This is a genomic window from Nocardioides sp. NPDC000445 (assembly GCF_040300245.1).
Lineage (GTDB): Bacteria > Actinomycetota > Actinomycetes > Propionibacteriales > Nocardioidaceae > Nocardioides.
The window spans coordinates 225095-240290 of the sequence record NZ_JBEPDH010000005.1 but is presented as its reverse complement, the minus strand read 5'-3'; the positions used below and the strand labels follow the sequence as shown (position 1 = coordinate 240290).

Genomic DNA, 15196 nt, shown 5'->3' with positions numbered 1-15196 from the left:
GATCCACGCTATTGGTGCCGGAATCATGCTTGGTCGCAGTAGATCTGCTCGAAGAGGTCGCGGAGCAAGGTGATCTGCGAAGGCAGCGCTGGAGGTGTTGATCTCTGCCGCTGCTGATGGCCGTCAGCGAGCGAACGCAGTCGCATGCCCCAACCCACGCGCACAATGCTCCGCCTCCTGGGCGATAGTCGCGGCGCGCCGGTAGGCCGCCTCGGCTCGTGCGGCGTCCATCTTCTGCACCGCCGACGCAGCACCAAAGCCAAGGACGAGGTCGCTGCGGATCTGGTAGCGGTCGCGATATGCGAGGACGACTGTAATCTCGCGCAGCCAGCGGGCGCGGAGCACGGCATCGGTGGGTGGTCGGCCGAGGCCGCGGAGCCAGGACGGCCCACGGTGCGTTGCTTCGTCAGCAAGGTCGTGCGCTCGGGCTTCTATGAGATCGCGGCGCTGGTCGAGTGCGGCGCGCATGGCTCCAGGCATCGAACCGCAGGCCTCGGGGATCAGGCCTGCAATGAAGTGCTGCTCTCCCCCGCCGTGGCCAGCGGTGGCGAGGTGGAGGCGGTGTTGGAGAACGGCGGCGGGGTCCTCGGCGTCGTTGAGGCGACGACGACGCACAAGGTCGGGGAGGATTTTGTCGACCTCGTGGCCGGTGGCTTCGGCGCGGCGGAGGGTGGCGGTAAGCGATCCGAAGGCGTCCGAGGCGATGACGGCTTCCGCCTGCTCTTTGGTCAGGTCAGAGCGTCGTACGAGCACCTTCCAGCGTGGTCGCTGGGCAGCCGAGGCGAGGGTGTCGTACTCGGCGGCGAGTTGGGCGATTGAACTGGCGGCGGCCTGTTCGGTGGTGATGGCCTCATGGGCGGAGAGCTCAGTACCGGTGTGCCGAAGTACGCCCTGGAGGACAGAGTTGGCAGTGAGCTCGCCGTCGGCAATGGGGGCGGCGTGGGATTCGTCGGGCTGGTCGAGAGCGACGTAGGCGGTGTTGTCGTCACGGCCGCGAGTCATTGCGACGTACAGGCTCTCCCTGGTCATTCGGGAGGAGGCGAGGACGTGGGCGGTTTCGACGGTGACGCCTTGAGCGCGGTGGGCGGTGATGGCGTAGCCGAGTTCAACATCGATTGCGACGTACTCGGGCGGGAGTACGACTGTCGCGTGGGGATGTCCGGGGGCGTGGACGAGGAGACTGCCGTTGCGGCGTGTGGCCTTCACCCGCCAGAGGTCGCCATTGCGGACCCACATGCCGCCCGACGTGCGGAGGCTGCGGTCGTTTCGGCGGGTGATCACAGTGTCGCCTGGGGAGGCGTAGGTGCTGTCGGATAATGCAGTTTCGCGGGGGGCGTCCGTCGTCCCGTGAAGGATGCGGTCGGCGCGGGCGCGGGCGTTGAGGGAGCGGACGAACTCGGTGGACTCGGCGACGAGGATGCTTGCGCGGCCTTCCTCGGTGTCGCGTTTCCATGCTTCGTACGCGATCTCGAGCATCTCCTCGGTGGTGCCGTCGCGGAGGCGGTGGTGGCGGGCATACGTGGCGATCGACTCCGGCTGGGCAGAGCGGAGGTCGAGAGAGGCGGACTTCTCCCAGTCGTGGGTGAAGCGGTGGATGTCGGTGAGCTCGGCGACGTCGGGGCGGGCGTGGGCGAGCATGCTGAAGGCGCCGCCTGCGTCGATGGACTGGAGTTGGGCCCAGTCTCCAACCAGGAGCACCTTCGCACCGGCTTCGGCGGCCAGGGCGGTGAGGCGGTCGAGGGTGGTGGTGTCGGCGAGGGAGGCTTCGTCGACGATGACAAGCTGGCCTGGATCAAACCGGGTGTAGCCGTGAGCGTGCTGAGTCAGCCACATCGCGGTGTTCTCGCACGGGATGTTGAGGTCGGCGGCGAGTACGGCGGCGGCTGCTGCGGACGGGGCGAGTCCGATCACGCTGCGTCGGCCGTACTGGGTCTCCCAGGCTCGTCGCAGGGCGTACATGGCGGTGGTCTTACCGGCGCCGGCCGGTCCGACGAGTACGTCGACCTGGCGGCCCGAGGTCGCGATCTCTTCGAGTGCCTCGGCCTGGGCGGTTGTCAGGCGGTAACCCTCGTGTACGCGACGCGCGACGCGATCGACGACAGCCGCCCGTACCCGCGGGGCGGTGAGGTCGTCGGCACGGGCGAGCAGGCGGTCCTCGGCGGCGAGGATCTCTTGGGAGGAGTAGACCTCGGCGTGGCGGGGGCGGAAGACGCTGGTGCCATCCTCACGTTGGAACTCCGGCGGACTCGGGGCGAGCTCAGGCGGGGTCAGCCTCACCGATCTTCGCTCGGCCGCCTCGACAATCTGGGCGACGAACCGCTCGCGTTGCTCGATGGTGGCGAAGCGCCATAGCGCGGTCTGCCGTGAGGCTTCGGCCCACAGGTTCCAGTGGCGCCAGGTCGAGCACTTCCTCCCGACCGCGGTCACGACCTGAGCAGCCAGGTCGGCGATCCTGTCCGGGGTGATCTGGTCTGGTGAGATCGAGGCCGGGGTGCCGCTGGCCGCGAGCGTACGGGCCCATGCTGTGGGGTCCTCCCCCATCACCACCACCGCACGTCCACGCCAATCGGCGGTCAGATCGGCGAGCGATCGGACCTGCTTCTCGGGACGGGTCTCGACCGTGGCCTGTGCGCGCATGCGGATCCGCAGGGCATCGGACGGTTGACGGCCATGGTTGGCGACGTACGCCTCGATCATCCGTTCGGCCTCGCGGTCGATATCTCGGGTGCGGCTGGAGAACTCAGCGATCAGAGCCTCGGGAACGCCGGTGATCTCGGCATGCGGGTGCATGTTCCTTCTTCGAAGTCGCTGCTCCCAGCCGAACCCGAACGTGGCTGTCAACCGGTCGGCCAGCACCGCGTCGTAATAGGCGGCCAGCGCGGTCACGCAGGCATGGATCGGGCGCCCATCCAGGCTGCGCCAGCGGCCGTCGAGCACGGTCTGCACCTTGTTGGAGATCACCACATGGGTGTGGAGCTGTGGGTCGCCAGCACGGGAGTCCCAATGGTCGTAGGCCACCGCCGAGACCCCGTGCACCGCGACCTGGGCCACCGCGCCATCACCTGCGGCGACGCCGGTACGGGTGGCAGCGATCTCTCGCTCGAGGAACCCGATCACCTCCGCAACCGCGGTGTGGTGCGCCTCGACGATCATCTCCTGGAGGTTGGCGCCGGCCACGCCCCACAAGACCGAGACCGACTTCGGCACACTGAACGTGAAGTCGAAGCCAGCCACGGGACGTCGCCCGGAGACGGCAGTCTCCTCGGCCTCGATCCTCGCCATCTCCGTGGCATGCTGTTGGACGCTCAAGTCGGTGTCGAGTTCGCGGACCCGGTCGGCGACTCGCTCCTCGGTGGACTTGTAGACCGGGTACGCCCGACCCAACTGCTCCCCCGTGATCGGGTCGCGTCCCTGACCGATCAGCAGGCCGAGTTGCGACTCCGTCACCTGGTCGCCCGCGGTGAGGCGACCATCGCCGAGCCGCCCGACCGCGCTCCCGAGCCATCTTCCTGGCGGTGTACCGGACTCGGCGTAGTAACGGGTCAGCGGCGTAGTGAGCGCCCGGTCACCGTCCCCGGCGACCACGCTGCGCAGGAGGTACATGTAGCCGTCGCCAGCTGACATCACCTTCATCGAGACGGTCACAGCGCTCACCTCCAGCAAGGAGGTGCGCGAGGAGCACCAGGACTGCCCCTCGATCTGCAAGTGTGTGAGCCGACGGGCGAGTGGTGGACCGCAGAGTGCCTGGCAGTCCGAGGGCGAAGCGGACCGAGGTATCCGACAGGATGGACAAAGCGAGCTCGTTGCACAGGAGACGCTGGGCACCTCTGATCGTCGACAGATCTGAGGTCTACCAGGCCAGATTTCTCGGATCCGTTCTGAAGGTTGATCATCGCGACCGCCGGACGTCGCTGGAGCCGCTCGGCGCGCACATCCGCGTGTTCGTTGACAACGCGCGGAGGTTCTTGGGGAGCACCCGGCTGACCTGCGAAAACACATTGCTCCCCCGAACTGCTCCCCTGGCTACGGACGCCCCAGGGGGAGCATGTGTACTGCAGGATGCCAAGCGCTACAGCAAAGCCGGTCTTGCCGGTTTCGATAGGTAACTGAATGACGCGAGTACGAAATTTGCTATTGCGCAAGCGGAAACAACGGGTGCCTAATAGGGCGATACGCAGAGATCTCGGGCGATGTTCCCGAAAACGATGCGCAGCCTCGAACAGCCCCCATCCGCTTGCCGAGGAAGGTCTACCCACAAATGCGGTCCCACCGAGTTCCCGTCATGGCGACTGGCGTTCTGGCGCTTGCCGCTCTTACCTCGTGCGCCCAGAGCGATCCGGGCACCTCACCGACGAGCGCGCCAACGCACAGCGCGTCCAAGCCGGGCGCGACCCCGACCTCCGACACCGACGCTGCCGCAACAGCAGCGACAGCTACCGTCCACGCGTACTACGAGACCCTCGATCGCCTTCGCCAAGACCACGGCAGGTCGCTGGACGCGTTGTCGAAGGTCGAGACGAGCTCGATGCTCAGCGCAGATCGCCACCTCCTCGAGGGCGAGCGGTCGAAGAAGCTGCGCCAGGTCGGCGACACCGAGGTGGCCGACACATCGGTTGAGAGCGTCAGCCTCGACAACTCCGATCCGGACGCGGGGAAGGTCCCGACCGTGACGGTCGACGTTTGCTGGGATGTGAGCGCGGCTGACCTTGTCGACGCCGATGGCAAGTCGGTCGTCAGCCCTGACCGTGCCGATGTCGGCTGGACTCGCTTCATCGTCGCCAACTACCGCTATCGCACGGACCCGCTGACCGGTTGGCGTGTCGCTTCCGCAGAGGATCTCAAGCAGCAGCCATGCGAAGCCTGATCCGAGCACTCGTCCTGGCCTGCTTCGTCGCAGGTCTGGCAGTGCTTGGCCCGGGTCTGGCGTACGCGGACACCGTCTGCAAAGTAACCGACCCGCTGACGGGCCAGTGCAAGCTCTCCGTCGAGGTGCCAGGAAGCAGCGGCGGATCCGGTAACAATGAGCAGACGGGCGACGGAGGTCCGAAGGACACCGGTAGCGGACATTCGTGCTACTTCGACCCTTCTAAGCAGGGATTGTCGGGAAGCGGCGCGACGGTGCCGTGTACCTCGCCTTACGGTTCATGGTCGAACGCGTATAACTGTTACATCCAGGCAGTCGACCCTGCGCCGCCGGCGGGTGATCCGGTGTGGAAGGGGCATGAGCCTGGCGATGGTGCGGTCTACAACTGCTACCAGCCGCAGACGTCCTTGCTGACCCAGATCTGGTCGGCCGATCCACCTGAGGGCGCCGCATCAGGACCGTCGCCTCGTGAAGTGGCACAGATGGCGGTGGAGCAGATGAACCTATCCGCCATCGATATCGGCATCACCCCCGAGCCAGGCGAGGACAGAGTCGGTCTGGTCGGCATGCCGGTCTGGCTGTGGGTGCAACAACCCAACAGTCAGACGTACGGTCCCGCGACCGCCTCGGCATCGGCGGGTGGGATCACAGTGACCGCGACGGCGCGGGTTCACCAGATCACCTGGGACATGGGTGACGGCACAACCATCACCTGCGATACGCCTGGGACGCCGTACGAGGCGTCGTACGGGAGGAAGGCGTCGCCCGACTGCGGCCACGTCTACACGTTGAGCTCCTCGAGGAAGCCGGGCGAGAAGTACACCGTCACCGCGTCCTCGTCCTGGGTGGTCAACTGGCAAGGGGCAGGTCAGACCGGGACGATCCGGCTGGACGGGTTGAGCCGTTCGGTCCAGATCGCGGTTGGAGAAGCGCAGGTGCTCGTGCAGTAGCGAGCAGCGCGGGGAGCGGGATCGAAGCATGAGCAGGACAGCCACCGACGACAGCCGGTTCACCGGCCGCAGCGGGCCGCCCGGACCCCGCCTCGTACCTCCGGTCAAGATCCGCCGACGCCCCGGACACATCGTTGCCACGATCGTGGCGACACTCGTCGGCGCCGCGATCGCCTCGTGGGCCTGGTTGGGGACGACGACCAGCGAGGAGGCCGTCGTGGCGAGTTCGACGATTCACCGGGGCGAGGTCATCACAGCCGACGACCTCGCCACAACCCGAGTCTCCCGTGATGCGACGGTCGCGGTCGTGCCCGGCTCCGACCTCAATGACCTGATCGGGAAGCGGGCCGCGCTCGACATCGCGGAAGGTGGCCTACTGACGCCGACAGCGACTACCGAGGAAGCTTGGCCGCCGTCGGGTCGCTCGCTGGTCGGGATTCCGCTGACCTTCGGGAGAGCGCCGAAGGTCGACTTCGAGACCGGGGATCTGGTCCGAGTCGTCTCGACACCGGCCGAGGGTGAGGAGCCGGCCTCTGGCGCCCCGTTGACGACGGACGCGGAGGTGGTGGGCATGGAGATCGATGACGTCTCCGGCGAGACCGTGGTCAACGTGCTGGTGTCGTACGCCGATGCGTCTGTCCTTGCCACCCGGGCCGCGTCAGGAGACGTGGCAGTCGTGGTCGACCCGCGGGAGCACTGAGATGGCTGTCATCGCGCTCTGCTCCGCCTCGGGCTCCCCCGGTGTCACGACGACGACACTCGGTCTGGCGATCGGATGGCCTCGCCCGGTGCTGGTGGTCGAGGCCGATCCGACCGGTGGATCGGCGATCCTGGCCGGCTACCTGCGCGGGCACGTCGAACCTGGTCCTGACCTGGTCGATCTCGCGCTCTCGCCGACCGGAATCACCGACGCGCTCCCGCAAGTCGTCCGTCCGATCTCCGGCACCTCGGTCTCGTACGTCGCCGGGCCGCGCACGCACCAGCAGGCCGGAGCGTTGCGGGATCATTGGGCGGGCCTCGCCGCGGCCCTGGCAAACCTGGAGGAGACGGGCCAGGACGTCCTCGTCGATGCTGGCCGTCTGGGGCTCATCGGGTCGCCGGAGCCGCTTCTAGCCGCCGCCGACATCACCATGCTCGTCGTTCGCACGGACCTCCCGGCGATCTCGGCAGCTCGCTCATGGGCTGAGACGGTGCGCCAACCGGGTATTGGTTGGCGTCGGGGCGGGCTCATGCTGGTCGGCGAGGGCCAGCCCTACACGGCACGCGAGGTGACGCGGGTCCTCGGTCTGCCGATCGTGGCCGAGTTAGCCGATGACCCGGTGGCTGCGGCGGTCTTCCATCGCGGGTCGCTGAGGCCCAAGCGCTTCGAGACCGGCAGCTACGCGCGGGCGTTGGGAGCGGCCATCGAGGCGCTCCATACCGAGATCGACCGCTCCCGCCAGGAACTCGCCGAGGAGGCCGACCGATGACGGACAACTGGGAGCCCTACCGTCCCGACATCACCAACCTGCCCCTGTTCGCCCCGCACTTGAGACCCGTCGAGGGAACCGGTAGTACGTCAAACGGACAGACCCCGGCCGACGACACCCCGAGGCGCACGAGGCCGATCCACGCGGTCCCCGACCCCGAACTCGATGCGGAGTCGGTCGACTGGACCGTGGTCGCGACTTTGCGCTCTCAGGCGTCCGAGCAGCTCTCCCGCGCGGTGGCGGCCCAGCCGACACAGCTCGATCGTCAGGCGCAGGAGGAGCTCGGCCGGTCGGTCATCCTGGACCAGGTCGAGGCGACGATGGCCGGGGCGGTCAAGCAGGGCGACCCGTCCTGGTCTTATCCCAGGCAGCGCGCGATGGCCCGGGCGGTGTTCGACTCGCTGTTCCGGCTAGGCCGGCTCCAGCCGCTCGTCGATGACGATCGGGTCGAGAACATCATCATCTGCGGCCACGACAACGTCACCCTCGACCTCGTCGATGGCTCACAAGTCCCAGGACCGCCGGTGGCGGAGTCGGATCAGGAGCTCATCGACTTCTTGGTCTTCCTCGCCTCCCGCAGCGAGGTCAATGCCCGCGGGTTCTCCGAAGCCCAACCCCGTCTCCACCTGCGCCTTGATGACGGCTCCCGCCTCGCCGCCGCTGCCTGGGTGACGCCCCGCCCATCGGTCGTCATTCGCCGCCACCGGCTCATGGAGGTGACCCTCGAAGACCTCGTACGCCGGCACATGCTCACCCCCGTCGCGGCCTCATTCCTCCGAGCCGCGGTGAAGGCACGTAAGTCGATCGTTGTCTCTGGCGCGCAGGGCGCCGGCAAGACCACGCTCGTCCGAGCGCTGTGCGGCGAGATCGATCCGGCCGAGGCCATCGGGACCTTCGAGACGGAGTACGAGCTGCACCTCCATCTGCTCCCTGAGCGTCACAGGGTCGTCCACGCGTGGGAGGCACGCCCAGGCTCCGGGGAGCGCGGCCCTGGTGGTCGCCAAGCTGGCGAGTTCACGCTGGACGAGGCGCTGGTCGACTCGTTCCGGTTCAACCTGTCGCGTCAGATCGTCGGCGAGGTCCGCGGCAAGGAGATCTGGGCGATGATCAAGGCGATGGAGTCCGGCACCGGCTCCATCTCCACCACCCACGCCTCCGACGCGGTCGCCGCCATCCGCAAGCTGGTGACCTGTGCGATGGAAGCCGGACCTCATGTCACCCACGACCTCGCCACGTCCAAACTCGCGGCCACCATCGATCTGATCGTGCAGCTCGACTTGGAGACGACCACCAACGGTGCCGGACCCCAGCGGACCCGCCGCGTCGCCGAGGTCATCGCGCTCACCCCCGGCGAACGGGAGACGGGTTTCGCCACCACCCACGTCTTCGGACCTGATGCGTCAGGCACCGCGATGCCACACGTCCTGCCTGACGAGTACCGCGCCCTCACAAAGCACGGCTTCGACCTGCCCGGCTACCTTGCCTCCCAAGGTCCTGGAGGCGCCCTCCGATGAACATCTCGCTCATGCTGGTCGGCCTCGGCGGCGCCCTCGCCTTCGGAGGCGTCGTCAACCTGGTGCGTGAGCTCCGCGGCGTACCCGTGACCGAGGGCCAGCCGCGCCGACGCTTTCGCCTGCCCGCCCTGTCGCGGCGTACGCAATTCCTCTTCGTGGCCGGGATCGTCGTGGGTGCCCTTGGCTGGCTCGTCACTGGTTGGCCGCTGGCCGTGGTCATCGCGCCGGCCGCGACCGTCGGCCTGCCCTACCTGCTGGCTGCGCCCGACGCCCGCGACCGCATCGAGCGGCTCGAGGCCCTGGAGGAGTGGACACGCTCGCTGTCCGGAGTGCTCACTGTCGGCATCGGCCTGGAGCAGGCGCTCGTCAACACTCTGCGCTCCACCCCCGACGCGATCGCCGAGGAGGTCGGACGGCTCGTCGCCCGTCTCCGCGCCCGGTGGGTGACCGAGGAAGCACTACGCGCGTTCGCTGACGACCTCGATGACGCCACCGGCGACCTGGTCGCCGCCAACCTCATCCTCGGGGCCCGCCGCCGCGGCGCCGGCCTCGCGGCTGTCCTGGAAGGCCTGGCAGAGTCGGTCGCCGCCGACGTACGCGCCCGTCGACAGGTCGAGGCCGACCGCGCCAAACCCCGCGCCACTGCCCGCTGGGTCACGATCATCAGCGCCTCGGTCCTCCTCGTGCTCGGGCTGACGGGATCGTACGTGGCCCCGTACTCCAGCCCGCTCGGTCAGGTAATCCTTGCCCTGCTCCTCACCGCCTACGTCGCCACGCTCCTGTGGATGCGGCGCATGGCTGAAGGACGGCGAATCCCGCGGATCATCGGGAAAGGCCGTGAGTTCGCCGATCCTGATTCCAGCCGCCTGCAAGCGGTCCCGGGAGCCGGCTCATGATCCCGGAACTCTCCCTGGTGCTGATCGCCGGAGCACTCATCGGATTCGGGCTGGCGGGGACCGTCATATGGTTCACCCCGGCCGTGCCGGACCTCGCCGACGCGCTCAGACGTCTCTCCGGCTCCCCGACCCACCAGGCGGGCGTCGCCGCCGCTTCCACGACCGGCAAGGAGCGCCTCGGCCTATGGGCGATGCGCACCCTCCCTGCCGGTGTATGGATCCGCACCCCGACCCGAGAACTGGCGCTCTTGCGGATCCCGCTAGTCCGGTTCTACGGCGACAAGCTCATCTTCGCGCTGCTCGGATTCGTCATCCCGGTCGGTCTGGCCGGCTTCCTCGGCCTGCTCGGGATGCCTCTCCCTTTCCCGATCCCCGTCCTCGGTTGTCTTGTGCTTGCCGTGGTCATGTTCTTCATCCCCAACTACAACGCCATCGACGATGCCAAGAAGGCCCGGCTCGAGTTCAACCGAGCCCTCGGCGCCTACATCGACCTGGTCGCCCTCGAGCGGACCAACGGCGCCGGCGTACGCCAAGCAATGGAGACCGCCGCGAGCATCGGCGACTCGTGGGTCTTCACCCGTCTCTCCGAAGAGCTCACCCGGTCCCGCTGGTCCGGTCTCCCGCCATGGGACGCCCTGCACACCTTGGCAGGAGAACTCGGCTTGCCCGACCTCGACGACTTCGCCGACATCATGCGTCTCTCCGGAGAGGAAGGAGCCGCCAGCTACGCGACCCTCCGCGCCCGGTCGGCCGCGATGCGCACCGCCATGCTCAACGACGAGCTCACCGAGGCCAACGCCATCGGCGAACGCATGACCATCCCCGGATCCCTCCTCGGCGTGATCTTCATGGCGATCCTGCTCGCCCCCTCCCTGCTCCGAATGCTCCCCGCCTGACTCCCTGGATGAAAGGACACACCCATGCTCCGCACCTACGTCCGGCTGACCACGCTCACCGCCGCTCTCTTCACTCGCCTGGTCCGCCCACCCCAGCAGAGGGATGAGCGCGGCTCGGTCACGATCGAGAACGTCCTGTGGGCCGTGGCCGTGATCGCGATCGTCGCCATCGTGGTCGCGGCTATCCGCGCGTACGTCACCTCTCAGTCCGGAAACATCAGGTAGGACCGATGGCGTCGGAAGAGCGGCTACGCGACGAGCGGGGCGCGGCCTCGCTCGAGATGGTCGTGCTGCTACCCGCTCTCTTCGCCGTGCTCTTCCTCGGAATGCAGGCCGCGCTCTATTACCACGCCCGCACCGTCGCCATCGCCGCAGCACAGGAAGGAGCCCGTGCCGCCGCAGCCGAGCACGGGACCGCCGGTTCCGGAACAGCGGCGGCACGCGCCTACCTCGCCGACGCGGGCACTGACGCCCTGGAGTCCTCCTCGGTCACCGCCCGTCACACCGCGACGACAGCCATCGTCACCGTCCGGGGACGGTCGTTGTCCGTGATCCCAGGATGGCGACCCACCGTCCAACAGCAGGGACGCGCCGAGCGCGAACGCACCACCGCCCCCGGGGAACCAGGATGACCACCCGCGTACGCGACGAACGTGGCTCAGCAGCGATCGAGGCAGCTATCGGCCTGCCGGCCTTCGTCCTCTTCGTTGGCATGATCATCGCCGGCGGACGCCTCGCCATCGCCCACCAGTCCGTCCAGGCCGCAGCCGCAGATGCGGCGCGCGCCGCGTCGATCTCCCGCGATGCGAGGACAGCCGATGCCACCGCTCGGCGCGAGGCCGAAGCCAGCCTGGCCAACCAGCAGATCGACTGCCGCAGCACTCGTGTCTCCGTGTCGACCGCGGCCTTCCGTGTCCCCGTCGGGCAGGCCGCTGATGTCACGGTCACCGTCAGCTGCCGCCTGGACCTCTCTGATCTCTCCGTCCCCGGGATACCCGGATCGCGCGTCGTGCGCGCCACCATGTCCAGCCCCATCGACACCTGGCGTGAGCGGGCAGCTCGCGGGTTCAGGATTCCTGACGCGTACGCGGATGTCTGGGGGCAGTCATGACATCGGCCATGGCACGTGACGAGCGCGGTTCGGCGACCATTTGGCTGGTCACCGCCGCCTTCGCAATGTCCATGCTCGTCGGCCTCGCGGTAGACCTCGGCGGGCAGGTGCACGCCCAGCAGCGCGCCCACGACCTCGCCGCCCAGGCCGCCCGCGCCGGCGCCGAGGAGGTCCTGGCAGCACCAGCGGTGGAGGGACGGTATGCCCGCATCGACTCCGCTGCCGCGGTCCGGGCCGCGCGCACCTATCTTGCCCGCTCGGGCGTGACCGGCACGGTCCGCGTGCGCGGTAGCCGGATAAACGTACGTGCCACCGACACCTACCATCCGAGGTTCCTCGGCATCGTCGGCATCAACCGCGTCCAGGTCCTTGGCAGCGCGGAGGCCGAGCTCGTGCGCACCCTGGGAGGCGAGACCCGATGATCTTCACCCGCTTGCGAGGCCTGTTCGCCTGCCTTGCCATCCTCGCCTTCACCGTGGGCACCCCGATCGTGCTGCTCCGCCTCGGCGCGATCCCAAGTCTCGACGGCTTCACCTGGCGCGACCTGCTCCGCCAGGACGACGGCACCCTTGCCCTACAAGCCGTCACCGCCGCCGCGTGGATCGCCTGGGCCTGGTACACCCTCACCATCCTCGTGGAGGCCGTGGCCCTCATCCGAGGCATCCAAGCACCGCGCCTCCCTGGCCTCCCCCAGACCTCAGCGAGCCGCGTGGTCGGCGTCGCCGCCATGCTCTTCCTCGCCGTACCGGCCATCACACCTGTCGCTGCCCCCGTACGCGCAGCCGTCGCCCATCCTGACCCCGATCCCCCACCCACACCCGCAGCGGCACCGGTCGAACCAGCCGCCGTCGACGCCACCATCCCCGCGACACATCCAGCGACACGTACAGCGCCGGCCACGGTCAACTACACCGTTGCACGCGGCGACAGCCTCTGGAAGATCGCGGAGACCAACCTCGGCGACGGCGCCCGCTACCCCGAGATCATCGCCCTCAACCCTGCTGCTCTCGGCAACGCCCCCGACTTCCTTGCCCCTGGCACAGTCCTCCGAATTCCAGCACCCGCGGCAGCGCTCGAGGGTGACGAGACGTACGTCGTACGCCCCGGCGACACCCTGACCGCCATCGCCGACGAGGAGCTGCAGGACTCCGACCGCTACCCCGAGATCTTCGAGGCCTCGATGAGAACGGTCCAACCAGATGGCGCCCGTCTCACCGACCCAGACGTCATTCACCCCGGTTGGAAACTCACCATTCCGTCGTCCGAACAGCCCACGACAGCGACCAAGTCTCCAGCCCCACAGGCGCCGACGCCCCCAGCAGAAAGGTCGAGACCCACTCCGCCGCCACCGTCGGCATACACCCCGCCCTCGCCCGCATCGCCAAGCCACGAAACCAACCCGCCGAGAGCCGAGCACGACCATGCCAGCACCGCCGAATCCGACAGCGCGCCCTCCTGGCTACTCCCAGGACTGTCCGGAGCAGGCGCGTTGCTCGCAGGCGGCCTCTTCCTCGTCGTACGCCAGCACCAACGATCCCAACGTCGCTACCGCCTTCCCGGCTACGAGATCGCCCCGCCGCCCGAAGAACTCCACCCGGTCGAGATGACCATCCGCCACCAAGGAGCCAAACCATCAGACCTCATCGAACGGCTCGACCTGCTCCTCCGCATGCTCCCCCAGGGCGAGCAGCCCCACCTTCTCGCTGTCGAGCTCGGAGACGACTCGATCACCCTGCACCTCACCGAACCGGCCGCACTCCCCCACCCCTGGACCGGTGCCGCGACGACCTGGACGGCACCCGCCGACGCGGCAACCACCGACACCGGCGAGATCGCCCCCTACCCGCTGCTGGCCTCTATCGGTCTCGACGACGACGGGCACCCATGGATGCTCAACCTCGAAGAGACCGGCGTCACTGGCCTGACCGGGGACCGGGAACACGCCGAGTCCCTCCTCCGCCACCTCGCCGCCGAGCTAGCCGTCACGCCCTGGTCAATGCTCGTCGAAGTGCACACCCACGGAATCGCCGCCGAGCTCTCCGACATCGACCCGGTCCGCATGCACCACCACCCCGACGATGACCTCGACCACCTCGACCAGCTCGCCCGCGACCTCGACCCCGCGGGGACACTTCCCGGCCTCGACCCCGACCGCTACCGCATCGTCCTCACCCACGAGGACTCCAAGCCGCTCCGCCGCGTAACCAAGGTGGTCAGGTCTCACCCCGAGCGCTCCGGCACAGCCGTCGTCGTTCTGGACGCACCCGCCGACCTTGACGCCCACACGATCACGCTCACAGCGGCCGGAGAGCTCACCCTTTCGCATTCCAGCCTCGACGACGTACGTCTTCAAGCGGCTGGGCTCACCGCCGACGAAGCGGCTATGTGCGCAGCCATCGTCGAGGTCACGGCGGAAGCGCACAACCAACCCATGCCGGTCGACGAGGAGACCGTCGACGGGATGGAAGCGCTCATCGACGCCGCCGGCGCCCTACGGCCTGAGCTGGTCCACGAACGACCTGACGAACATCAACCCGCAGGCGCCACGTCGATTCTCCCTGCATCCACGGCGGCCTACGCGGCAGCCTCCAGTACGACCACGGACGACGTACGCAATCTCGCGTCCACCGCCGACGAGACAGTCCTCGTTCGTGCCCTCGCCGCGGACCCCACGCTCGATGAGGACCTCGAGGAGTGGCGCTCCGATCGCTGTCGGTTTCCGAAACTCACCCTGCTCGGGCCGGTCCACCTGCGAGCAGGCGGAACGACCCCGACGAAGCGCCGGCCCTACTTCGCCGAGCTCCTCACCTACCTTCACCTCCATCCCAATGGCGTCACCACCGCCGACTTCCTCGACACCATCGGGGTCACTCGCGGCCGGCTAACCGCGGATCTCTCGACGCTTCGCGCGTGGCTCGGTACCAATCCCAGGACCAGGACCGCGCACCTGCCCGGCGCGCTCGAGACCCGCGCTGCTCGCCGACTCGGGTACGCCGCCTACCAAGCCGACGACATCTTGGTCGACCTCGACCTGTTCCGCCGCCTCCGCGCCCGCGCGCAAGCCAAAGGCGAGGACGGCATCACTGACCTCCTCGAAGCATTGCGGCTCGTCACCGGCGCACCCTTCTCCGATCTACGCGACGAAGGCTGGGCCTGGCTCGCGCGCGGCCAGCGCCACGACCAGATCGCCGTCACGATGATCGCCGACACCGCCCACATCGTCGTCACACGAGCCCTCGCCGAGCACGACCACGACGTCGCTCGCTTCGCCGCCGAGACCGCCATCAAGGCAGCGCCCTACGACGACGTACCCCACCTCGACTACGCGCGCGTGCTCGATGCAACCGGCCACACCCGCCTGGCCGAACAGCACCTCGACCAGCACATCTACAACCGCGACGATGGCGACGGCCCTGTTGAGCCTCCTCCGCGGACACGCCGAGTGGCCGGATAAGCGGCCAGCGTAGTAGGCCGCGAGTCCGGCGCGGCGATGCCG

At 68.2% G+C, this 15196-nt stretch carries 13 protein-coding genes; 12 read left to right on the top strand and 1 reads right to left on the bottom strand.

What is annotated here, in order from left to right; translation table 11 throughout:
* Positions 1-123: 123 nt before the first annotated feature.
* Positions 124-3645, bottom strand: coding sequence for a MobF family relaxase (gene mobF, locus ABT304_RS09050; RefSeq protein WP_350714584.1), 3522 nt, complete (start codon positions 3643-3645; stop codon positions 124-126).
* Between the two features lie 856 nt (positions 3646-4501).
* Here mobF and ABT304_RS09045 point away from each other — a divergent pair.
* From ABT304_RS09045 to ABT304_RS08990, 12 genes are read left to right on the top strand one after another with little or no spacing between them, the layout of a single operon-like run.
* Positions 4502-4864: a hypothetical protein gene (locus tag ABT304_RS09045; protein ID WP_350714582.1), complete on the top strand. Its 363-nt coding sequence runs from the start codon at positions 4502-4504 to the stop codon at positions 4862-4864.
* Positions 4852-5814, top strand: coding sequence for a hypothetical protein (locus ABT304_RS09040; RefSeq protein ID WP_350714580.1), 963 nt, complete (start codon positions 4852-4854; stop codon positions 5812-5814). The genes ABT304_RS09045 and ABT304_RS09040 overlap by 13 nt, the downstream gene beginning before the upstream one ends.
* Positions 5815-5842: 28 nt before the next feature.
* Entirely contained in the window at positions 5843-6514 is a 672-nt protein-coding gene (locus ABT304_RS09035; protein WP_350714578.1) for an SAF domain-containing protein, read from the top strand.
* A 1-nt stretch (position 6515) separates the two neighbouring features.
* A complete protein-coding gene (locus ABT304_RS09030; protein WP_350714577.1) occupies positions 6516-7283 on the top strand; it encodes a CpaE/TadZ family protein in 768 nt (255 codons plus the stop codon).
* Positions 7280-8797: a TadA family conjugal transfer-associated ATPase gene (locus ABT304_RS09025; protein ID WP_350714575.1), complete on the top strand. Its 1518-nt coding sequence runs from the start codon at positions 7280-7282 to the stop codon at positions 8795-8797. Before ABT304_RS09030 ends, ABT304_RS09025 begins: the two co-directional genes overlap by 4 nt.
* Positions 8794-9693 (top strand): type II secretion system F family protein, encoded by a 900-nt coding sequence (locus ABT304_RS09020; RefSeq protein WP_350714574.1) that lies wholly within the window; start codon positions 8794-8796, stop codon positions 9691-9693. Before ABT304_RS09025 ends, ABT304_RS09020 begins: the two co-directional genes overlap by 4 nt.
* Positions 9690-10589 carry a type II secretion system F family protein gene (locus ABT304_RS09015; RefSeq protein ID WP_350714572.1) on the top strand — a complete coding sequence of 300 codons (900 nt, stop codon included), beginning with the start codon at positions 9690-9692 and terminating at the stop codon, positions 10587-10589. The genes ABT304_RS09020 and ABT304_RS09015 overlap by 4 nt, the downstream gene beginning before the upstream one ends.
* Before the next feature lie 24 nt (positions 10590-10613).
* A complete protein-coding gene (locus tag ABT304_RS09010) occupies positions 10614-10814 on the top strand; it encodes a hypothetical protein (protein WP_350714570.1) in 201 nt (66 codons plus the stop codon).
* A 5-nt stretch (positions 10815-10819) separates the two neighbouring features.
* Positions 10820-11221, top strand: coding sequence for a TadE/TadG family type IV pilus assembly protein (locus ABT304_RS09005; protein WP_350714568.1), 402 nt, complete (start codon positions 10820-10822; stop codon positions 11219-11221).
* Positions 11218-11700 (top strand): TadE/TadG family type IV pilus assembly protein, encoded by a 483-nt coding sequence (locus tag ABT304_RS09000; protein WP_350714566.1) that lies wholly within the window; start codon positions 11218-11220, stop codon positions 11698-11700. Before ABT304_RS09005 ends, ABT304_RS09000 begins: the two co-directional genes overlap by 4 nt.
* 8 nt (positions 11701-11708) lie before the next feature.
* On the top strand, positions 11709-12122 hold the full coding sequence (locus ABT304_RS08995; RefSeq protein ID WP_350714564.1) for a pilus assembly protein TadG-related protein: 414 nt from the start codon (positions 11709-11711) through the stop codon (positions 12120-12122).
* A complete protein-coding gene (locus tag ABT304_RS08990; protein ID WP_350714563.1) occupies positions 12119-15154 on the top strand; it encodes an AfsR/SARP family transcriptional regulator in 3036 nt (1011 codons plus the stop codon). Before ABT304_RS08995 ends, ABT304_RS08990 begins: the two co-directional genes overlap by 4 nt.
* The last annotated feature ends 42 nt before the right edge of the window (positions 15155-15196 follow it).

Bases quoted from the DNA above. Each gene is read 5' to 3' on its own strand.
- ABT304_RS08995 (WP_350714564.1), top strand. From the start codon at position 11,709: ATGGCACGTGACGAGCGCGGTTCGGCGACCATTTGGCTGGTCACCGCC.
- ABT304_RS09025 (WP_350714575.1), top strand. From the start codon at position 7,280: ATGACGGACAACTGGGAGCCCTACCGTCCCGACATCACCAACCTGCCC.
- ABT304_RS08990 (WP_350714563.1), top strand. From the start codon at position 12,119: ATGATCTTCACCCGCTTGCGAGGCCTGTTCGCCTGCCTTGCCATCCTC.
- ABT304_RS09040 (WP_350714580.1), top strand. From the start codon at position 4,852: ATGCGAAGCCTGATCCGAGCACTCGTCCTGGCCTGCTTCGTCGCAGGT.
- ABT304_RS09030 (WP_350714577.1), top strand. From the start codon at position 6,516: ATGGCTGTCATCGCGCTCTGCTCCGCCTCGGGCTCCCCCGGTGTCACG.
- ABT304_RS09005 (WP_350714568.1), top strand. From the start codon at position 10,820: ATGGCGTCGGAAGAGCGGCTACGCGACGAGCGGGGCGCGGCCTCGCTC.
- ABT304_RS09000 (WP_350714566.1), top strand. From the start codon at position 11,218: ATGACCACCCGCGTACGCGACGAACGTGGCTCAGCAGCGATCGAGGCA.
- ABT304_RS09010 (WP_350714570.1), top strand. From the start codon at position 10,614: ATGCTCCGCACCTACGTCCGGCTGACCACGCTCACCGCCGCTCTCTTC.
- ABT304_RS09020 (WP_350714574.1), top strand. From the start codon at position 8,794: ATGAACATCTCGCTCATGCTGGTCGGCCTCGGCGGCGCCCTCGCCTTC.
- ABT304_RS09015 (WP_350714572.1), top strand. From the start codon at position 9,690: ATGATCCCGGAACTCTCCCTGGTGCTGATCGCCGGAGCACTCATCGGA.
- ABT304_RS09035 (WP_350714578.1), top strand. From the start codon at position 5,843: ATGAGCAGGACAGCCACCGACGACAGCCGGTTCACCGGCCGCAGCGGG.